Annotated in this window: 21 protein-coding genes; 10 read left to right on the forward strand and 11 right to left on the reverse strand. The window is 61.6% G+C overall.

Translation table 11 applies throughout. The features are described 5' to 3' along the window. Nucleotides 1–1,086 carry a 7,8-didemethyl-8-hydroxy-5-deazariboflavin synthase subunit CofG gene (cofG, locus tag NKF26_RS03420; protein WP_253225347.1) on the reverse strand — a complete coding sequence of 362 codons (1,086 nt, stop codon included), beginning with the start codon at nt 1,084–1,086 and terminating at the stop codon, nt 1–3. Between the two features lie 112 nt (nt 1,087–1,198). Here cofG and NKF26_RS03425 point away from each other — a divergent pair, with 112 nt between their 5' ends. Further along, a complete protein-coding gene (locus tag NKF26_RS03425) occupies nt 1,199–1,846 on the forward strand; it encodes a S26 family signal peptidase (protein WP_066141213.1) in 648 nt (215 codons plus the stop codon). 21 nt (nt 1,847–1,867) lie between these two features. On the opposite strand, the gene cofC is transcribed toward NKF26_RS03425, so the two are convergent. The 4 genes from cofC to NKF26_RS03445 form a co-directional block, all read right to left on the reverse strand. Then, on the reverse strand, nt 1,868–2,491 hold the full coding sequence (cofC, locus tag NKF26_RS03430) for a 2-phospho-L-lactate guanylyltransferase (RefSeq protein ID WP_253225348.1): 624 nt from the start codon (nt 2,489–2,491) through the stop codon (nt 1,868–1,870). A 75-nt stretch (nt 2,492–2,566) separates the two neighbouring features. Further along, nucleotides 2,567–3,364 carry a DUF4398 domain-containing protein gene (locus NKF26_RS03435; protein ID WP_253225349.1) on the reverse strand — a complete coding sequence of 266 codons (798 nt, stop codon included), beginning with the start codon at nt 3,362–3,364 and terminating at the stop codon, nt 2,567–2,569. After that, nucleotides 3,342–4,517: a tubulin/FtsZ family protein gene (locus NKF26_RS03440; protein ID WP_253225350.1), complete on the reverse strand. Its 1,176-nt coding sequence runs from the start codon at nt 4,515–4,517 to the stop codon at nt 3,342–3,344. The genes NKF26_RS03435 and NKF26_RS03440 overlap by 23 nt, the downstream gene beginning before the upstream one ends. 202 nt (nt 4,518–4,719) lie before the next feature. Next, nucleotides 4,720–5,616: a complex I NDUFA9 subunit family protein gene (locus tag NKF26_RS03445; RefSeq protein ID WP_253225351.1), complete on the reverse strand. Its 897-nt coding sequence runs from the start codon at nt 5,614–5,616 to the stop codon at nt 4,720–4,722. Between the two features lie 187 nt (nt 5,617–5,803). On the opposite strand from NKF26_RS03445, the gene NKF26_RS03450 reads away from it, so the two are divergent. After that, a complete protein-coding gene (locus NKF26_RS03450; RefSeq protein WP_190303713.1) occupies nt 5,804–6,031 on the forward strand; it encodes a hypothetical protein in 228 nt (75 codons plus the stop codon). A 24-nt stretch (nt 6,032–6,055) separates the two neighbouring features. Here NKF26_RS03450 and pyrF read toward each other — a convergent pair whose 3' ends face one another. Further along, a complete protein-coding gene (pyrF, locus tag NKF26_RS03455; protein WP_253225352.1) occupies nt 6,056–6,853 on the reverse strand; it encodes an orotidine-5'-phosphate decarboxylase in 798 nt (265 codons plus the stop codon). Nucleotides 6,854–6,927: 74 nt separating this feature from the next. On the opposite strand from pyrF, the gene NKF26_RS03460 reads away from it, so the two are divergent. After that, the gene (locus NKF26_RS03460; RefSeq protein WP_253225353.1) at nt 6,928–7,602 is read left to right on the forward strand and encodes an HAD family hydrolase; all 675 of its coding nucleotides are present in this window, start codon (nt 6,928–6,930) and stop codon (nt 7,600–7,602) included. Here the strand turns inward: NKF26_RS03460 and NKF26_RS03465 are convergent. Together NKF26_RS03465 and NKF26_RS03470 are read right to left on the reverse strand one after the other, a co-directional pair. After that, nucleotides 7,599–7,979, reverse strand: coding sequence for a hypothetical protein (locus NKF26_RS03465; RefSeq protein WP_253225354.1), 381 nt, complete (start codon nt 7,977–7,979; stop codon nt 7,599–7,601). The genes NKF26_RS03460 and NKF26_RS03465 overlap by 4 nt on opposite strands. A 24-nt stretch (nt 7,980–8,003) precedes the next feature. Next, nucleotides 8,004–8,450, reverse strand: a complete 447-nt coding sequence (locus tag NKF26_RS03470) for a DUF2240 family protein (RefSeq protein WP_253225355.1) — start codon at nt 8,448–8,450, stop codon at nt 8,004–8,006. 91 nt (nt 8,451–8,541) lie between these two features. Here NKF26_RS03470 and NKF26_RS03475 point away from each other — a divergent pair, with 91 nt between their 5' ends. After that, nucleotides 8,542–8,919, forward strand: a complete 378-nt coding sequence (locus NKF26_RS03475) for a 30S ribosomal protein S8e (protein ID WP_253225356.1) — start codon at nt 8,542–8,544, stop codon at nt 8,917–8,919. Nucleotides 8,920–9,156: 237 nt separating this feature from the next. Here the strand turns inward: NKF26_RS03475 and NKF26_RS03480 are convergent, their stop codons facing one another. Beyond that, a complete protein-coding gene (locus NKF26_RS03480; protein WP_253225357.1) occupies nt 9,157–10,152 on the reverse strand; it encodes a phosphate uptake regulator PhoU in 996 nt (331 codons plus the stop codon). 323 nt (nt 10,153–10,475) lie between these two features. Between NKF26_RS03480 and pstS the strand changes: the two genes are divergently transcribed. The 5 genes from pstS to phoU all read left to right on the forward strand — a co-directional run bounded on the left by pstS (nt 10,476) and on the right by phoU (nt 15,064). Further along, nucleotides 10,476–11,588, forward strand: a complete 1,113-nt coding sequence (gene pstS / locus NKF26_RS03485) for a phosphate ABC transporter substrate-binding protein PstS (RefSeq protein WP_253225358.1) — start codon at nt 10,476–10,478, stop codon at nt 11,586–11,588. A 15-nt stretch (nt 11,589–11,603) separates the two neighbouring features. Then, entirely contained in the window at nt 11,604–12,572 is a 969-nt protein-coding gene (gene pstC, locus NKF26_RS03490) for a phosphate ABC transporter permease subunit PstC (RefSeq protein WP_253225359.1), read from the forward strand. Beyond that, nucleotides 12,573–13,451, forward strand: a complete 879-nt coding sequence (gene pstA / locus NKF26_RS03495) for a phosphate ABC transporter permease PstA (protein WP_082837726.1) — start codon at nt 12,573–12,575, stop codon at nt 13,449–13,451. A gap of 77 nt (nt 13,452–13,528) precedes the next feature. Continuing rightward, nucleotides 13,529–14,380, forward strand: coding sequence for a phosphate ABC transporter ATP-binding protein PstB (pstB, locus tag NKF26_RS03500; protein WP_253225360.1), 852 nt, complete (start codon nt 13,529–13,531; stop codon nt 14,378–14,380). A 6-nt stretch (nt 14,381–14,386) separates the two neighbouring features. Next, nucleotides 14,387–15,064, forward strand: coding sequence for a phosphate signaling complex protein PhoU (phoU, locus tag NKF26_RS03505; protein WP_253225361.1), 678 nt, complete (start codon nt 14,387–14,389; stop codon nt 15,062–15,064). Nucleotides 15,065–15,723: 659 nt separating this feature from the next. Here the strand turns inward: phoU and NKF26_RS03510 are convergent. Continuing rightward, nucleotides 15,724–17,946, reverse strand: coding sequence for a CDC48 family AAA ATPase (locus NKF26_RS03510; protein ID WP_253225362.1), 2,223 nt, complete (start codon nt 17,944–17,946; stop codon nt 15,724–15,726). Nucleotides 17,947–18,144: 198 nt separating this feature from the next. Here NKF26_RS03510 and larC point away from each other — a divergent pair, with 198 nt between their 5' ends. Then, entirely contained in the window at nt 18,145–19,536 is a 1,392-nt protein-coding gene (larC, locus tag NKF26_RS03515) for a nickel pincer cofactor biosynthesis protein LarC (protein WP_253225363.1), read from the forward strand. Between the two features lie 10 nt (nt 19,537–19,546). On the opposite strand, the gene NKF26_RS03520 is transcribed toward larC, so the two are convergent. Continuing rightward, nucleotides 19,547–20,275, reverse strand: a complete 729-nt coding sequence (locus NKF26_RS03520; RefSeq protein ID WP_253225364.1) for a hypothetical protein — start codon at nt 20,273–20,275, stop codon at nt 19,547–19,549. Nucleotides 20,276–20,344 lie beyond the last annotated feature (69 nt).

Consider the following 20,344-nt stretch of genomic DNA (forward strand, 5'->3'; position numbering starts at 1 on the left):
TTAGCGCCCCAAAACGTCCCGGTATCGCCGACCGGCGTCGGTATTCGCGTCGATCTCCGTCCGAATTCGGTCGGAAACCCACTCGTTCGCGACGTATCGTTCGTACACCGGGAGACGCTCGTGGAGCGGAACACCCGCCGATTCCGCGATGTCCTCCAGTTCGCGCAGGGCGGGCCATTCGTAGTCCGGATTGATGTAATCGTCCGTGACGGGCGACACGCCGCCCAGATCGTCCACGCCGCAGTCGAGCAGTTCCCGCGTCGGCGAGAGGTTCGGCGGCACCTGCACCGAAATCTCGTCCGGAAGCGCCACCCGCGCCATCGCCACGACCCGGCGCATGGTCTCGACCGACGGTTGCTCGAACCGCGAGCGCTCGTTCGGGACGACGTTCTGAACGATGATCTCCTGAACGTGTCCGTACCGTTCGTGCAGTTCCCGAATCGCCAACAGGCTCTCGGCCCTGTCGCGCCACTCCTCGCCGATGCCGACGAGCAGTCCGGTCGTGAACGGAACCCCGAGTTCGCCCGCGTTGCGAATCGTGGCGAGTCGCTGGCCCGGATTCTTCCGTCGCGGACCAGCGTGTGCGTCCACGTCTGCCGTCGTCTCCAGCATCACGCCCATGCTGGCGTTCACGTCCGCGACGAGTTCCATCTGCTCGCGGGTCTGGTCGCCCGGATTCGAGTGGGGAAGCAGACCCACGTCCAGCGCGAGTTCGCACACTTCCCGGAGGTAGGAGTGAATCGAGTCGTGGCCCCACTCGTCCAACTGCTCGTGAATCCGCGTGTAGCGGTCGTCGGGGTCGTCGCCGAAGGTGAACAGCGCCTCGGTACAGCCCGCATCGACGCCGGTTTCGAGGATGTCCCGAACCTCCTCGGGGGACAGCAGCGACGCCTGCCCCGGCGCGTCGAAGTAGGTGCAGTACGTGCAGGTGTAGCGACACGCCGTCGTCAGCGGAACGAAGACGTTCTTCGCGTAGGTCAGCGCGTCGGCGGGCGACGCGTCCGCCGGGGTGACGGCGAGCAGTCGGTCGATTTCCGCTTCGTCGAAAGTGATGTCGATGTCGTACTCTTCGGCCCCCGGAATCATACCGTGGGCTACGGAAGGAGGGGTAAAAGGGTTTGGAGCTTCGGGTCGGAAACGAATCCCCCACTCCCCGAATCCGAAGTTTCAAGCAACGATACAAAATACGAACCGGTAGATGTCCCCGCCAAGCGATGCCGGGCCGAAGGAACTACTCCACTGGTTTCGGACGACCGACGAGGAGCCAGTTCCCCTGCTCCGCGACCTACTGAAGACGCTACTGTGGCTCGTCGCCATCGGTGCCCTCCTGTTTGCGATCACGGGTGTGTGGCCGCCCATGGTCGCCGTCGAGAGCGGCAGCATGCAACCGCACATGGAGAAGGGCGATCTCATCGTCGTGATAGAGAAAGGGCGATTCGTCGGGGATGGGTCGTACGGCGACACGGGTGTCGTGCCGTATCGCGCGGGGAAGGGGTCGGGCTATCGGTCGTTCCATAGCTACGGGGACGTGATCATCTATCGGCCGGACGGCGCGACCGGGGAGACACCGATCATCCATCGTGCTCGGTTCTGGGTGCAAAAGAACGAGAACTGGTACGATAGGGCGGATCAGAAGTTCATCGGAAGCGCGGACAACTGCGAGGAGTTGCCGAACTGCCCCGCACCGCACGCCGGGTTCATCACCAAGGGCGACCACAACGGCGAGTACGACCAGGTTTACCGGGGAATCGGCGGGCCGATCAGCAGCCCCGTCGAATCCTCGTGGATCGTCGCCAAAGCGAAGATTCGAATCCCGTGGCTCGGCTGGGTTCGACTGGCGGTCTGATCGTTCGTTTTCCGGGTTTTCCTACCGCGTGACCGTCACGCGACCGCTCGTCACCGAGAGCGAGAACCCGGCGTCTTCGAGCCAATCGCCGGCGGAACCGTCGCCGTGCAACAGCACTTCCGCGAGGTCGTCCGGTTCGTCCACGTCCGTCGCGAGGCGATGGGAGTCGAGTTCGGTGACGGACGCGTTCGCCGCCGCCGCGATTTCGACGTGGTCGAGATACGAGGTGCCGTGATAATCCACCCGAAAGTCGGGATGGCGGGCGACGAGCGCGTTCGTCCCCCCGCCACGGCCCGGCGCGAGGACGACGTCGCCGTCGGCCGAGAAGAGGCGTTCGAGGGCGTCCGGGGTCGCCAACGCGAGGTCGGCCATCACGATTGCCGTGGAATCCCGCTCCTTTGATTCGACCGATTCGGCAAGTACCGCGTTCACCGCGGGCGTCAGCGGGCGAGTGTCGATGGTGAGTGGTGCATCGATATCGATTTCGCGGGTCGTGAGCACTCGTGGGCTCCGACCGGTCGCACGAATCGTCCCGAGAACGTCTTCGAGCATCACCAGCGCGAACTCGCGGCGCTCGTCGGCCGACAGTGTCCCGGCGAGTCTCGTCTTCGGTTCGCCCGCAGCGAACGGCACCACTACCTGCATGGACTGAAGTACTCGGTCGGCGTGTTAAGTGGTTGCGAAAGCGAGGACGACAAAAAGGTCGAAGGTGTGTCGCCGTCAGCGCAGACGGTAGTTGTTCTGCTGCTGGGAACGGTACCAGAACCCAGCACCGCCGATGATGATGATGACGAGAACTGCGATTCCACCGTACATGAGCAGCTTGTTCTGTTGTTCCGACTGCTGTGCCTTGTCCGATGCCGAGTTGGCGCTCTTTTTGGCCTTGTCGGCGAGGTTCGTGGCGAGGTCGAAGTTCTCCCCGTTGTACGCCGAGATGGCGTCGTCGAGGGAGCTCTGCGCCTCCTCCGTGTTCGCACCCGAGGACGCGTCGTCGATAGCGCCCTGTGCGGCCACGATGGCGTTACGGGCGTTCTTGCTGTCCTCGGTGTGGTAGTTCGCCGTCCACGTTTCTATCTCCTCGGTGTTGCCGCCCTTTCGGGTCTGGCTGAGTTTTGCGAACGTGAACGCCTGTTGGGGGTCGTACGAGAAGTTCTCGACTTCGGGCACCGTACCGGACACCTTCACGACCGCTTTGCTCGCGTCGCTGTCGAGCGCGAGCGAGTGGTTGAACGTCCGGCCGTCGTAGGATTTCTTGGCCTTCTGGTTACCCGCTTGGTCGTACGTCGTGACGGTCCACGTCACGTCGGTCAGTTCAGTTTTCCCGTGGAGCGTCCACTCCTCGTAGTTGCTGTAGAGGTCGGTCAGCGTCATCGTCGCGGTGACGGAGTCGCCGACTTTCGCGTCGCTCGGGACGTCCTTCCCCTTCGTCGAAATCGCCGTGGCAGGTGCGACTGCCGAGAGGGCGAGCGTGGCGACGAGGAGGAGGGCGAATAGCTTAGAACAACGGGTCGAGTTCATCTTCATCATCCTCGACGAGGTTTTCGAGGTTCGTCTGGCTCTCTTGTTGAATGTCGTCGATGTTGTCTTGGGCTTCGATGGCGACCTGCTGGAGTTCCTTGATCCGTGGAACGTTCGTGATTCCCGAGAGCAGGACGACGCTGGCGACGCTGGGTTCGTTGACGGGGTAGTCACCGCCACGGACTTCCATGCTACCGGTCTGCTCTTCGAGCCACTTGCGACCGCGCTCGATACCTTTCCGATTCAGGTGAGGGGACGGCCCGCTCATGACGAGGAGGGCGCGCTCCGTTCCCTGAATCTCACAGGGCATGGTCAACCGGCCGAGCGCCGCTTTGCGGACGAGGCTCGTGATTCGGTTGGTCGTGTGTGCCGTGTCCTTGGCCTGTCCGCCACTGCCGCCGGTGAAGCGGGAGAGAAGACCGCCGGAGTTCTGCATCTCGACTTCCTCCGCGGCGTAGCCGATGGTGGAGACGCCGCCACCGGCGAGCGTGTTGATGATCTCGCTGGAGTCGACGACGCTTTCGGCCACGTCGTCGCCGCCACCGACCTCACCGGCACCGAACAGGATGCCGAAGCGGGTGACGATCTCCTCGTTGATCTCCGCGTAGCCGCCCTCCATGCTTTCGCCGGATTGGCGCCACGCGTCGTTGTCGAACACCATCAGGTTGTCCACTTCGCGGACGAACGTCTGGAACGAACGCGCCGCGTTGAGCGTGTAGATGCCCCCTTCGTCGCCACCGGGCAGGATACCCAGCCCGTAGACGGGTTCGGTGTAGATTCGCTTCAGATGTTTCGCCACGACGGGCGCTCCGCCGCTTCCCGAACCGCCGCCCATTCCGGCGATGATGAGGAAGGCGTCCACCTCGTGGACGGGGATGTTGTCGATAGCCCCCTGCACTTCGTCGATATCCTCTTCGGCGATTTCCGCGCCGAGTTCGTTGTCCGCACCCACGCCGTGTCCTTTGACGCGGGACTGTCCGATGAGCACCCGGTTTTCCTCCGGAACGTGCTGTAGACCCATGAGGTCAGCACGGGCAGTGTTGACGGCGACAGCCGCGCGGACGATGCCGCTCTGTGTTCGCTGGTCGTATTCCAGGAACTTGTCGACGATTTTACCGCCTGCCTGACCAAATCCGATCATCGCGAGTTTCATTTTTCGGTACCGTTCTCCGTTGAGAGAAGAACAGAAGGAATAAGGGTATAAACTTTGTGGTATGTTCTGTTTCAAACTACGGACATACGTAGCACAAAAACGCAATACGGCGTCGGATTTTAGTGCAGTTTTCTTCCCGACTTGATTTGTATCATATGCCCCCTCTTTAAGTCTGCATATATCCAGAACAGTCTCGTTTGTGTTATGTCGGATCGATGGACTCAATCCCGAGATATTCCTCCAACGTAGTCAATTCTTCGGATTTAATGTCGAAGTTCCGAACATCGTTGTCCGACGTCGTATTGTCGAACTTCAGTGATCGATACTGGTCCGCACCCATCGGGAATCCCGGAATCGCGCCGCCGACCTTCAGCCCGACGCCCGCGAGTTCCATCGGTATCGGGAGCACGGTAACCGATTGTCCCTCGGCCCATCGAGCGAGTTTCGCAACCTCCGCCAGGGTCAACACTTCCGGGCCGCCGATCTCGTAGATCTGCCCGTCGTGGGATTCGTCCAGTCCGTCGGCCAGTATCGGCACGAGGTCGTCCACCCAGATGGGCTGGAACCGCGTTTTGCCCCCGCCGGGAAGCGGCGCGAGGTACGGCGGCGTGAGTTTCTTCGTGAACGAGACGAACTCGCCGCCGTCGCCGAAGACGACCGACGGGCGGAAAATCGTCCACCGGCGGTCGGACTCCTCCACGACTTCCTCGGCCCGCCCCTTCGCTCGGATGTACTCCGTCGGGCCGTACGGATCGGCCCCCAGCGCGCTCATCTGGACGATCTTTCCGACGTCGTGTTCCTCCGCCGCCCGGACGACGTTCTCCGTCCCGACGAGGTGGACACTCATGTGCGACAGCCCACGCGGCGGTTTGAACAACGGCGAGAGCGCCACGAGGTTGACGACCGCATCCTGTCCCGCGAATGCCTCCTCGATGGAGGCGTACGCCGTCACGTCACCCATCGCCGTCTCGACGCCGTCCGGAAATTCGGCTTCGTCCGGGTTCCGCGCCAACGCCGTCACCTCGTGGCCGCGTTCGTGCAGTTCGGGGACGAGGTTTCGACCGATGAATCCGGTGCCGCCGGTCACGAGAACTTTCATACCGTAGATATATGCTCCACTGCTGGTAAAGGTATCTCCCAACGAAACCGGCTAGGAAACGCGAGTGATCGGTAGAGGAAGGTGTGGCCCTTGCGATGCGGTACGATGGGGTTCGGTCGTCCAAAACGTACGTCCTGTTTTCGTCGCCGCCCGCAGACTGATGGTTGTCGCTCCCGTCTCTCGAACCATGAGCGTCAGTGGCCTGTGTCAGATCTGTGAAGCAGCGGAGGCGACGCACGACTGTGACCGCTGTGGGGCACTCGTCTGTGACGAACACTGGAACCGGTCGAGCGGGTACTGCGTCGAGTGTGCGGCCGAGTTGGGTGTCGGCGGGGAGCAAAATCGGACACCGAGCGGGCCGGGGGCGGAGGACATCACGCCGCCGGATACGGACGACGAGACACACCAACTCTGAGCTTCGAATCCCCTCCGTCCCGGTTCATCGATACTGGTTCAGCCGCTTCTTGAGCCGTTTCGCCGCTTGCCCAGAGGCCTTGGCGAACTGCTCGCCCGCGTCCTCGCCCGCGAAGATGATGCCGCGGGAGGAGTTGACGAGTCCGGCACCGTCCGCGAGGGCGTAGGTGGCGGCGGCCTCGGCGTCGCCGCCCTGTGCGCCGACACCGGGGACGAGGAACGGGAGGTCCGGGACGCGCTCGCGCAGTTCTTCGAGTTCGTCGGGGGTCGTCGCGCCGACGACGAGGCCGACGTTGCCGTTGCCGTTCCACAGGTCGGCGAGCGAGGCGACCCACTCGTACAGCGTCTCGCCGGAGGCCAGTTCGAGATTTTGCAGGTCCGATCCGCCGGGGTTGGAGGTTCGACAGAGGATGAACACGCCCTTGTCCTCGCGCGAGAGGAACGGGTCGAGCGAGTCCCGTCCCATGTAGGGGTTTGCGGTGATGGCGTCGGCCGAATCGAGGAGTTTCGCGTACTGACGGGCCGTGTTGCCGATGTCGCCGCGCTTCGCGTCCAACAGGACGGGGACGCCCTTCCCGTGTGCGTACGCGATGGTCTCGGTGAGCGCGGCCCAGCCGTCGCCGTCCTCGTAGAAGGCGGCGTTGGGTTTGTAGACGGCCGCGTGTTCGTGGGTCGCGTCGATGATGCGCCGGTTGAACGCCCAGCGCGGCAGGTCGTATTCGTGAAGGTGGTCGGGGATGCGTTCGATGTCGGGGTCGAGTCCGATGGAGACGATGCTGTCGGTGGTCTCGATGCGGTCGGCGAGCCGGTCGAAGAAGTTCATGTTCGGAAATTTTCGCGGTGGCTCAAGGAGTTATCGAACTGGTAAAGACAGTTCGGACCCATGAGTTCTGTACAATGCCTGTGACCGCTGTGGGCTTCGACCTCGACGAGACCCTCGCCGTGACCGAGAGGGCGCGAGAGAAACTGCTCGCGGATGCGACGAAGGCAGTCGGTGCTCCATCACTCACCCGTGAGGAGTATCTCGATGCCCACAGTCGTCATTTGACGAGTGACTCGCGGAAACCCATCTTTGCCGACCTGCTCGCCGATGGTCTCGGAGCGGATGCGGAGGAACTCACCGACGCCTATCAACAGGCGATTCTGGACTCGCTCGCGTCGGTCGGCGACATCCCGTCGCTTCTCTCGGAACTCCACCGGGAGTATCGCCTCGGCCTGCTCACGAACGGCCCGGTAGAGGCACAACGCGGAAAGCTTCACCAGTTGGGGTGGGAGGAGTACTTCGATGCGACGGTCGTCACCGGCGAACTCGAAGCTGGAAAGCCGGACCGCCGCGCGTTCGATGCGCTCTGTGAACGACTCGACGTTCGACCCGAGGAGATGGTGTACATCGGTGACAACCCGGAGGCGGACATCCGCGGCGCGAGCGACATCGGGATGAAGACGGTACAGGTTCTGTTTCCCGACGGACCGGAACCGGAACCGTCGGCCGACGCGTACGTCGACCGCGAGGAACTCGTGTCCGCGCTTCCGGGGATAATCGCGAAACTGGTCGAACCGAACGAGGACTAGGAGTACAACGACTCGACGACGGAATCCACGGCTCGTTTGACCTCCGCGCCGCTTTCCACGAACACGAGAACGCGAGGCGGGCGAACCGCCTTCGGGCGGACGCGAATGTCGGACTCGGCGGCTTTTCGTTCGACGGCTTCGACGTCCCCGGTCAGTTCGATACGGACCCTATCAGGATGGACGAACACCTCCGCGAACGGGTCGTCGTCCCCTTCGCGTTCGAGTTCGTAGGCGAGCGCCCCGTCTTCGGTCGGTTCGACGTCCGAGTCGGCGTTCACGACGGCGACGGAATCGAGCGGTGGATCCTCCCTGCCGTCGAACTCGGAGGAGAGAAGTTGTGCGATCCGTACCCCGTCCGTGATTTCGTCAACGACCATGGTTCGGATTGGGAGAGCGTCGGTTTACGTTTTGAGATCCGAGAGCGCCTCGGTCGCCTCGGTGCTCACGTCGATACCTTTCTTCCGCGCATAGACGACCGCGGCGGCCTCGACGGTGATTCCGGCGTTCCGCTGGAGTTCGTTGATTTCGGCGACCGCGGTCTGTTTGGTCGTCCCGTGTGCGACGGTCTTGTCGAGCACCTTTTCGAAAGTCGATTGCTCCTGCAAGAGGCTCTCGTCGGGAACGAACTCCTCGGGAATCTCGACTGTCGAGGGGTCGAACTCCGCGACGAGTTCGTCGTCGTCGTGTGACAACAATCCCTGACTGCTGGCGACGTCAACGAGGCGCTTCGCTTGGTCGGGCGAAAACCAGTCCCGGTCGAGCGACAGCGAGACCACGAACTCGCTCTCGCGCATGCGTTCGCGCCCTTGCTGCTGAAACGGCGTTGCGACTGCTATCCGCAGACTCATCGTCCGGCGAGACTGGACACGAGGGCCTAAATCTGGCGATGTAGGACTGCGAACCGAGTCATTGAAGTATTTCGTAGGCTACCTTCCCGGTATGAAAGACCAAGGACGCTCCACGCGAAAGCGAACCGGTGGACGACTGAAGCCCCTCCACAAGAAGAAAAAGCACGAACTCGGCCGTCAGCCCACCGAAACACAGGTCGGCGAACCGCGTTTCCGCACCACGGACGCCCGTGGCCGCAACTCGAAGATCCGCGCGCTCACGACCAACGTCGCCAACGTGACCGACGGCGGCGAAACGGTCAGCGCGACGATTCAGGACGTGCTCGAAAACGGCGCGAACCCGAACTACGCCCGCCGTAACATCATCACGAAGGGTGCCGTCATCGTCACGAACGAGGGCAAGGCCCGCGTGACCTCCCGTCCCGGCCAGACCGGACAGGTCAACGCTGTCGCCATCGACGACGAATAATCGACCCCGATTCTTTCGATTCGCAGGGAACGTAGCGACTGCGTCGTTCCGAGCGAAAGTTTCGGGCAGAGTATCGAATATCTCACATATTGCCACGGAGAACCACTCGGTTCCCCATCAACGAAATCGGACACGGGCGGGCAATTCTCGGCGTCGTCACTGCTGTACGTCTGGCAACGGGGACGACACGCGAACGTTCGAAAAGCAGTTGTCGAATAGCAGTCAGGGTTCGTTTTCCTACGGGCGCGGCGCGGCCTTCTGGAGCGCCGTCTCGGCGATGTTGCCGCCATAGTCGGCACACCGTGAGAGCGAGTCGACCACCAGTCCGAGCAGTTGTGCCTGTTGTGGGTCCTGCTTGCGCAGGAGTTTGTCGATCGCGCGCGCGTGCTCGTCGATGTCGAGAATGGACTCTCGCGCGTCGTTCGCCAACTTCGTCGCCTCCTCGCTGTCGTCCGTGAGCAGGGCGTCCATCGCCTCGTCGATGACGGCCGTCGAATCCTCGTGGAGCGCCTCGTAGCTCTCGATGACTTCATCGTCTATCTCGGGAAGCTGAAGCGTGAGCTGGCCGATTTTGGCGGCGTGGTCGGCGATGCGTTCGAGTTGCCGGGCGCTCGAATGGTAGTCGAAACACACCTCGCGGGACATGCCGAGTTCCTCCGTCGCCTTCGCCGTGCGAAGCGTCGCCCGGAAGATACGCGAGACGACGAACCAGAGGCGGTCAACGTCCTCGTCGCGCTCGATCACGTCGCGGGCGATGTCGTTGTCGTTCTCCGCGAGCGCGGTGACGGCGTCTTCGAGCATCGAGAGGGCGATGAGTCGCATGCGCGTGACCGCGTTGTGGATCGACAGTTCGGAGGAGTCCAGCAAGTCCTGAATTACGACCTTGTTCCCCGTTTCTTCGAGGACTTCCAACCCGACGAGGCTCTGGGTTGCGGCACTGATCGTGCGGCGCTGCTCGGTGGTGATCCGAGTCGCCTCTAGTGTAATGATGTCGAACCCGCTCACGTACATCGTGAACACTGCTCGCCGTAGTTCCTCGTCCTGAAGGTTCGTGATGTCGATCGAGCCTTCCAGCTGCCCGCGTTCGTTCTTCGGCGTGAGCAACAGCGAATCCGATTCGGGGTAGAACTCGACGACGCTCCCTGCCTCGACGTCGTTCTCCGTCGCCCACGACTTCGGAAGCGAAACGGTGTACGTCGAACCGCCGGTAACCTGCACCTTGCGCGTCTCCATACACGGGGAGTGGTTTGGCCGAGACCATAAATCCAACTATATCTATATACTATCTTGAAAATGCGAGTATATCGTCCGAGACTATGGTTCTCGCTCCAATCCTTGTCCACGGGACGATGGTTCCACCGTGTTTAACGAACAAAATTAGAAAATACATACGTAGTACAAATAACGTCTCTTTGCTAACTCGCCGATAATCTGCCGCTTACGGCAATTGATGGTGAATTATGCGATCTCCCAACGTTCGTAGAACAGTACCAAATAGAGGACTATATAGAAATAATAGCAACGTATTATTACGTTCTGTCCTTGGATTTGAGTGTATGTCAGGCAAGTCGTCAGGCGGTGTTTCACGGCGGAAGTTCCTCGCGGCAACGGGAACGACGGGCGCACTCGCGCTTGCGGGATGTAGTAGCCTCGGTGGATCGGGTGGCTCATCCTCCATAGACGCTGCGGGTTCGTCGTTCGTCGCCCCACTGATGAACAAGTGGGCGGACGAGTACAACAAGAAAAATGACGTCGAGGTCAACTACCGTTCCATCGGATCCGGTGCCGGTGTGAGCAACCTGATGGACAAGACGGTCGTGTTCGCGGGTTCGGACGCGCCGCTCAGCAAGGACCAGTACAAGAAGGTCCAGAAGGAAGGCGGCTGTGTCCACATCCCCGAAAGTCTCGGCGCGATTGCACCCGTGTTCAGCGTCGAGGGCGTGGACAGCCTCAAGATCACCGGCGAAGTCCTCGCCGACATCTTCCTCGGCAACATCAAGAAGTGGAACGACTCGAAGCTGAAGAAGCTCAACCCCGACGCCAATCTCCCGAGCGCGAACATCACGGTCGCACACCGTTCGGACGCGTCCGGGACGACCTACGGCTTTACGGGCTACCTCAGTCAGGTTAGCAGCAAGTGGAAGAGCCAAATCGGACAGACCGAAACCCCTAGCTGGCCGGTCGGTGTCGGTGGCAAAGGGAACGAGGGTGTCTCGGCGGCGATGAAGAAGCAGAAGAACGCCATCGGGTACGTCGAACTCACCTATGCCAAGCAGAACGACCTCGACGTCTTCAAGATGAAGAACAAGGCCGGGAAGTTCGTCGAAGCGTCCCCGGAAGGCGTCTCGGCGGCGGCGTCCGGCGCGGCGAACGACCTTCCGAAGGGAACGGACGACTGGTCGGACGTTTCCATCAGCAACGCCCCCGGCGAGAAATCGTGGCCCATCTCGACGTTCACGTACGTCATCATGTACAAGGACTTCGGCAAGGCCTACGAAGACTCCTCGAAGGAGGAAATGAAGAAGACGCTCAAGTTCGTCAAGTGGGCAGTCAACGACGGCCAGCAGTACGCGCCGAAACTCCACTACCCGAAGCTGCCCAGTCCTGCTGCCAAGCTGGACAATGCGACGCTTAAAAACATGACCTTTAATGGCGACACGGTGCTTTAAGCCGAATTGAGTATTATGTCCGGAACGAACGACGCCGAAACGACGCGGACGGCATTAACCACGGCCGACGAGGGCGTGGCGATGGATTCCGCGTTCCGAACGCTTACGCTTTTGGCCGGTTTGGTCATCGTCGGGATTATCGTCGTTATCCTCGGTTCTCTGTTGCTTCGAGCGATGCCGTCGATAGAACAGTTCGGTGTAGGCTTTCTCACCTCCGCCAGTTGGAACTCGACCAAAGAGCAGTTCGGAGCGCTTCCGTTCATCAGCGGAACGGTGCTCACCAGTTTCATGGCGCTCATTCTCGGCGCGCCAGTGAGCATCGGTATCGCCGTCCTGCTCACCCAGTACACGAAAGGAATCGTCCGGGAGACGTTCGTCTTCCTCGTCGAACTGGTCGCCGCAATCCCGAGCGTAATCTACGGCCTCTGGGGATTGTTGTTCTTCGCGCCCATCGTCGATAAGTACGTCATCCCCGCCATCAACGCGACGCCGCTGGGAATGCTTCCCATCTTCGGGCAGCAGTCCTACAGCTACAACATGCTGCTCGCGTCGCTCGTCCTGGCACTCATGATAACGCCCATCATCGCGTCGTTCAGTCGGGAGTCGCTCATCCGCGTCCCGACGGACCAGCGCGATGCAGGCATCGCACTCGGGTTGACGCGCTGGGAGGTCATCACCGGCGTCGTTCTTCCGTACGCGCGCACGGGAATCATCTCCGCGATCATCCTCGGTCTCGGACGTGCGATCGGTGAAACCATGGCCGTGACCATGCTCATCGGGAATAAGTATCAAGTAACCTCGGACTTCTTCAGTCCCGGCGCGACGATGAGTTCGCTCCTCGCGAACGAGTTCAACCAGAGTCCGAGCGTACTCCACAACTCGGCGCTGTTCGAAGTCGGCTTGGTGTTGTTCCTCGTCGCATTCGTCGTGAACAGCTTTGCTCGGCTTGCAATCACCCGTCTCTCACACGAGGGGTCGAGCTAGATGTCCTTCGAAACCACCGGTAAACGACATCGGTACCGGAAGATGAAGGCCCGCGTGATGGTCGGTCTCTGCGTCATCGCGCTCCTGTTGGCCATCGTCCCGCTCGGAGCCGTCCTCTTCATGATCGCCACGAAGGGGCTCTCGATGCTCTCGTTGGAGTTCATCACGACACTCCCGCAGTCCCCGATGGCGGGTGACGGAGGTGGCGGTGTCCAGAACGCGATCATCGGTACCTTCTGGGTCGTCTTGGTCTCCTGTCTGTTCAGCATCCCCATCGGTATCCTCTCGGGAATCTATCTCAACGAATACGGTGACAATCGCATCGGACAGACCGTCCGATTCACCACCGAAGTCCTGTCCGGACTTCCGTCCATCATCGCCGGTGTCGTCGTTTACGGCATCGTCGTCGTCGCCATGGGCGGCGTTACCGCGTTCGCCGGTGGGATCGCACTGAGCCTCCTCGCCATCCCGTGGATAACGGTCGCAACCGAGGACGCGCTCGGATTGGTTCCGCAGGCACACCGTGACGCCAGCCTCGCACTCGGCGTGAACCGGACCCACACCACCCTCTGGATCGTGCTGCCGTCCGCGTTGGGCGGCGTCATCACCGGAACGATGCTCGCAGTGGCTCGTGTGGCTGGTGAGACGGCACCGCTGATCTGGACGGCCGGGTTCTCGAAGTTCGAGTTCCACGGCGTGTTCGATCAGACCGCGACGTTGTCGATTCTCATCTACAACTACGCCACCTCGCCGTACGATGCGTGGCACAACGTCGCATGGGGAGCCGCCGTTCTCCTCGTCGGCCTCATCCTCGTGACGAACATTCTCGCACGAGCGATCTGGGCGGTCAAACGGCGTTCAATGGAGGGTAGTCGATAATGTCACAACAGAACCAAGACAGCACGGTATCGGAAGACCAAAACGGGCCTGATCCGAAGAGCGATCAAGACGTATCAATGCGGTCCGTAACCACCGAACGTACCGGCGAGGAAGAGAACCGAGACCTCTCCGAAACGGAGACGAAAATCTCCGTCGAGGACTTGGACGTCTACTACGACGACGATCAAGCGCTCCAGAGCGTGTCGATGGACATCCCGGCCAACAGCGTGACGGCGCTCATCGGTCCATCCGGCTGTGGGAAATCCACCTTCCTCCGGTGTCTCAACCGGATGAACGACGAAATCGACGCCGCGAGCGTCGAGGGATCGATAGAACTCGACGACGAGGAGATAAACGAGGCCGAGATAGACCTCGTGGAACTCCGTCGCCGCGTCGGGATGGTGTTCCAGCAACCCAACCCGTTCCCGAAATCCATCCGCGAGAACATCACCTACGCGCCGAACAAGCACGGCGAGATCAAGACCGGCCTGATCGACCGCCTGCTCGGCCGTGCGAACACCGAGGAAGCCGAAAAACTGGTCGAAGACAGCCTCCGCGGTGCCGCGATTTGGGACGAGGTGAACGACCGCCTCGACGAGAGCGCGATGGGTCTCTCCGGCGGTCAACAACAGCGACTCTGTATCGCACGCGCCATCGCCGTCAGTCCGGACGTGATCCTGATGGACGAACCGGCGAGCGCGCTCGACCCCGTCGCCACCTCGAAAATTGAGGACCTCATCACGGACCTCGCGGAGGACTACACGGTCGTCATCGTCACGCACAACATGCAGCAAGCAGCCCGCATCAGCGATCAGACCGCCGTGTTCCTCACCGGCGGCGAACTCGTCGAGTACGACAACACCGACAAAATCTTCGAGAACCCGGAAAGTCAGCGCGTCGAAGATTACATTACGGGTAAGTTCGGATAATAACATATGCCACGAAACGACTATCAGGCGCAACTCACGGACCTCCGTGAGAACGTCCTCTACATGAGCGAGGTCGTGATGGAACGGCTCCGTCTCGGTCTCAACGCACTGGAACAGAAAGACCCGGAACTCGCCCAGGAGGTCATCGAGGGCGACGACGAGGTGAACGAGCTGTATCTCTCGCTCGAACAGGACTGTATCGACCTGTTCGCGCTCCAACAGCCCGTCGCGAGCGACCTGCGAATGATCGCCGCGTCGTTCAAGATCATCACCGACCTCGAACGCATCGCCGACCTCGCGGTCAACCTCGGCGAGTACACGCTCGAAGCCGACCACGACGTGTTCCCCGAAGTCAACATTCAGGAACTGGGCAACATCACCCTCGACATGCTGGAAGTGACGATGGATGCCTACGCCGAGAACGACGCCGAAGATTGCTACGCCGTCGCCGAGCGCGACGAAGACCTCGACGACCTCTGTGAACGTGCGAGCGCGCTCGTCGTCCGTGACCTCATCGAGACCGAACTCGAAGAGAACACGGAGGAAGAAATCGAACGACTCCTGCAGGACGTCTCCCGTCTCCTGCTCACGATCCGCGACCTCGAACGCATCGGCGACCACTCCGTCAACATCGCCGCCCGAACGTTCTACATGGTTGAGAACGACGACGAACTCATCTACTAAGAACCCACCTTTTTATTGCGAGGGTCGCTCTGCGACCCTCGATAAAAATCTGGACCAAAAGCAACGGAAGACGTTCCTGCTCGCTTACGCTGTGCGGGCATGCGACTTCCTGGCCTTCCTTCACTACGTTCAGGAAGACACTCCTCATCCCACTTCGAGGTCGTCGGCCCGGAAAATCGGAGATTTTCCGGAGAGTGTGCTCGCGACTGGCGGTTGTTTCCATGCCGTCACCCAACTCTCATTCAATTTTCAGAGAACCACAGACTTCCCTCGCCTCCGATGAAACGGTGCTGTTTGCTTTGAAAGGCGAGCATTTATTTCGTGGTCCGGACGGCGACGAATTTGAACTCTCCCACCGGAGGAGAAGCGACTGCGCGAGACTGGTCACAACACTGGTGAAGATACGAAACCGCCGAGAATCAACCGATGACACAACCACCGAAAACAGAATCTTCGCAACCGCCAGAAATGACCAACGACACAACCGCGGAGGCCAGCGTCCTCTCCGGAAAATCGGAGATTTCCGGGCCGACGACTGAACGGCGTTTTAGACGACTCGCTGTGCGAGTCGTCTAAAACGAAGTGAAGGAGGAGTGCTTTTGGTCCAGATTTTGCCAGGGAGCGCGGCTATGCCGCGCGACCGCAGCAAAAGGTGGTTCTTATTGGAAGCCAATGCGGCCGCCGGTCTGGCGCTGCGGACCGGACGACCCGCCCTTGAACTCCTGTTCCATCTGGGAGTAGTAATCGAGCAGGTCTTCGGTGATGGTCGCGCGAACACTCTCCATCGCGGCGCGGAAGTGTCGCATCTCGACCTCTTCGGCGTCGTCGTCCTCGCGCAGGGCCTCGATTGCGGCCTCGCGGGCGATGGATTCCAGGTCGCTGCCGACGTAGCCGTCGGTCATCTCCGCGAGTTCGCGCAGGCTCACGTCGGGCGCGAGCGGACTGTCCTCGGTGTGGATCTTGAGGATCTGTTCGCGGCCTTCCTCGTCGGGTTGACCGATCATGACGAGACGGTCGAACCGACCGGAGCGGATGAGCGCCGGGTCGATCATGTCCGGGCGGTTGGTCGCGCCGATGACCATCACGTCGCCCTTGTCCTCCAACCCGTCGAGTTCGGTGAGGAGTTGGTTGACGACGCGTTCCGAGACGTTGCTCCCGACTTCCTGTCCCCGTCCGGGGGCGAGGCTGTCGAGTTCGTCGAAGAAGATGACCGTCGGGCTGACCTGCCGCGCCTTGCGGAACGTCTGCCGGATGGCCTTCTCCGATTCACCGACCCACTTCGACAGCAGTTGCGGGCCACGGACGCTGATGAAGTTGGCGTTCGTCTCGTTGGCGACGGCCTTCGCCATGAGCGTCTTTCCGGTTCCGGGCGGCCCGTAGAGCAGGACGCCGCTCGGCGGTTCGATTCCCATCCGTTCGAACTTCTCGGGCGAGGAGAGCGGCCACTCGACGCTCTCTTTGACCTGACTCTTGGCGTCTTCGAGGCCACCGACGTCGTCCCACGACACCTTCGGGAGTTCGACCAGCACCTCGCGCATCGCGGAGGGCTCGACCTCGTTCAGCGCGCCGCGGAAGTCCTCGCGCTTGACGATCATCCGGTCGATGAGCGACGGCGGGATGGACTCCTCGTCCAGGTCGATCTCGGGTAGGTAGCGCCGGAGCGCCTTCATCGCGGCCTCCTTGGTCAGGCTCTCGATGTCGGCACCGACGAACCCGTGGGTGTCGTTCGACAGGCCGGGAAGGTTCACGTCGTCCGACAGCGGCATCCCGCGGGTGTGAATCTGCAGGATCTCCGTGCGGCCCTCCTCGTCCGGCACGCCGATCTCGATCTCGCGGTCGAAGCGACCGGGGCGACGGAGCGCCGGATCGACCGAATCGACTCGGTTCGTGGCGGCGATGACGATGACCTGACCTCGTGCCTCCAACCCGTCCATCATCGTCAGCAGTTGGGCGACGACGCGGCGTTCGACTTCGCCGGTCACGTCCTCGCGCTTCGGTGCGATGGAGTCGAGTTCGTCGATGAAGATAATGGAGGGGGACTCCTCGGCCGCATCCTCGAAGATCTCACGGAGTTGCTGTTCGGACTCCCCGTAGTATTTCGAGATGATCTCCGGACCAGCGATGGAGAAGAAACTCGCGCTGGTTTCGTTGGCGACGGCCTTCGCCAACAGCGTCTTCCCGGTGCCCGGTGGACCGTGCAGGAGCACACCTTGCGGCGGCTCGATGCCGAGCTTTTGGAAGATCTGCGGGTGTTTCATCGGGAGTTCGACCATCTCCCGCACGCGCTGGATTTCGTTCTGAAGGCCACCGATGTCCTCGTAGGTGATGCCACCGCCGGTCTTCTCGAAGCCCGATATCGGCTCCTCTCGGAGTTCGACTTCGGTGTCCTCGGTTATGAGACAGACTCCCTGCGGGTCGGTTTCTACTGCGATGAGCGGGATCGCCTGTCCCGGCGAGCGCATGAATGGGTGATTCGTGCTCGACATGACGGGCACGATATCGCGCTCGACCACCGGGCGCTTCAGGATCTGTCGTTTGACCATTCCGGCCGCGTCGCTGCCGAACTGGACGCTCGCTTCCTCCGGCGGCGCGAGCACCAGTTTGTCGGCCTTGTCGGCCTCTGCTTTGCGGATTTCGACGCGTTCACCGATCCCGACGTCCGCGTTCTGGCGGGTGAAGCCGTCGATACGGACGGTGTCGGTGTTCCAGTCCTGTCGGTCGGCACGCCAGACTTTCGCGGCGGTCGTATCGCCTCCTTCTATCTCGATGATATCTCCGGGGCTCAGCTTCAGATGCAAGAGCGTGTCCGGGTCGAGACGGGCGATACCGCGTCCCGAATCGTTCGGATACGCCTTCGCCACCTCCAGTTGCACTTCGTTCATGATTGTTCAGTCACGGGGGATAGTTGTGGGTGATAGTTCGCAGGGCATAAGTCCTGTGCTACCGGGAACTTCGGCCATCTCCGATACCGTCGGACGGTGCCCGCGTTCGATGGCTGTCACTACGTGGGGGCAGTACAAAGGGATAGTGGTGGCGACATGACCGCAGGGACTTTCCCGTTCCGGGTCGGGGAGCGACGTATGAGAGCGCTTGCGTTCGACGGGCGAATGGGTGCCAGCGGTGATATGATTCTCGGGGCGCTGCTCGACGCGGGAGCGAACAGGGACGCACTCTCCCCCGTCGAAGACGCGCTGCCGGTGGAGTATTCGGCCGAAACGACGGTCAAAAACGGGATTTCCTCGACACGCGTTCACGTTCTCCTGACGGACGAGGATGGAGAATCGGATCGTTCGCACGGGGACCACACTCACGACCACCACAGCGACCACCATTCTCACGACGATCACACGCACAGCCACCAGCACGAACATAGTCACGACCACGATCACCAGCATTCCCACGACGAGCACCACGACCACGACCACCACCACAATCACGAACATGATCATCACGATCACCACCACCACGCCGAGGGTGCCGGTCCTGCTCGAACCTACCGCGAGGTCATCGACGTGCTCGAATCGATGGAACTCGATTCACCCATCGAGCGGAACGCGAAAGCCGTCTTCCGAATCCTGGGCGAAGCGGAGGCGAGCGTCCACGACACCGACCTCGAATCGACGCACTTCCACGAAGTCGGCACCGACGACGCCATCGCGGACATCGTCGGCGCGTCGCTACTGTTCGCGAACCTCGACGCCGAGCGGGTCGTGACGACGCCCCTCGCGACCGGCGGCGGCGAGGTCGGCATGAGTCACGGAACGTTCCCGATACCCGCGCCAGCGGTGGTCGAAATCGCGGCCGGGGCCGACTGGTCGCTCTCCGGTGGTCCCGTCGAAGCGGAACTGCTCACGCCGACCGGTGCCGCGATTCTCGCCCACTTCGCGGACGGGGTCGAAACCCTGCCGACGTTGAACGTCGAGAACTCGGGCTACGGCGCTGGTGGCTACGACTTTTCGGACCACCCGAACGTTCTGCGGGTCCTCGTCGGTGAATCGGCGGGTGGTCTCGTGCGCGACGAAATAACCGTTCTCGAAACGAACCTTGACGACACGTCGCCGGAGGTGCTCGGCGGGCTACAGGAAACCCTCGCGGATTCGGGTGCGCGGGACGTCTCAGTCGTCCCACTTTCGATGAAGAAATCCCGCCCCGGACACCTCGTGAAGGTCGTCGTCAAACCGGAGGACGCAGCGCGAGTGGCTCGAAAACTGGCCGAGGAGACGGGAACGCTCGGCGTTCGGCAATCGGGTGGCAGTTATCGGTGGATCGCTCACCGGGAGTTCGAGACGGTGACGCTGGACATCGACGGATCGAAATACGACGTGACGGTGAAGGTCGCGAGCGACGATTCCGGGTCGGTCTTCGACGTGAGCGCGGAGTTCGACGACGCGCAGGCTGTTGCGGAAGAGTCGGGAATGGCGGTGCGGGAAGTCATGCGTCGAGCGGAGGGAACCGTTCACGAAAACGAGTGACTGCGAATTTTTACTCCTCGCGGTGTTCCGCCAAGGCCTCCTCGATGGTCAAATCGCCCGCGGCGACCCGCCGTGCGAGTTCCTCGTCTATTTCGCGGTTGTCGGTCGACCGCTCGCGCGACCGGCGTTTGATCACGCCGAGTTCGCCCGCCGTCGGTTCGATGTCGCGCTCTTCCACGATTTCACCCTCCATTCGGGCGATGTTGACCGCCGCGAGAACGTCGCCCATGCCCCGCGCGCCGGTCCCGAGGTACGGCGTCGTTCCGGTTTCGTCCACCAGTTCCACTTGCACGTCTTCGAGTTCGCGGATGAGTTGCGCTCCCTGAAGCCGCGCCCCGTCACCGATTCTGACCACCGGGTCGATGGCATCCTCTATCTCCTCGTGGACCACGTCCGCGGCGTCCGCGAGCGGGACGTGAAACGACGCGATCACCATCTCGCCCGAGAGGACGGCGATTCCGGGGCGCGTGCCGGGATCGATGCCGATGACGGTCCGTCCGTTCTCGCCACGGAGTGCGGTCAACGCTTCCTCGACGGCCTTTCGAGGTCGCTTCGGGTCGGCCACGATGACCGGGAGTCCGGTCTGCACCTCGTCATCCTCCGCCCGGATGACGATCCGTGCACCATCCGGGAGTTCCGCACCCGGTTCGACCGTGGTGAAGCGAACCCCCCTGTCGCGTAGCTCGCCGACCACGTCGTGGTACACCTCGAAATCCTCCGTCGCAACGACGACTGTCACTACTGGAAGTTGGTCGGGGTGGAATAAAGTCGCCACGGTCACGACTGTTTGGAACCGAAATCGCAATCT

The sequence above is a fragment of the Haladaptatus sp. AB618 genome, assembly GCF_024136965.1.
Taxonomy (GTDB): domain Archaea; phylum Halobacteriota; class Halobacteria; order Halobacteriales; family Haladaptataceae; genus Haladaptatus.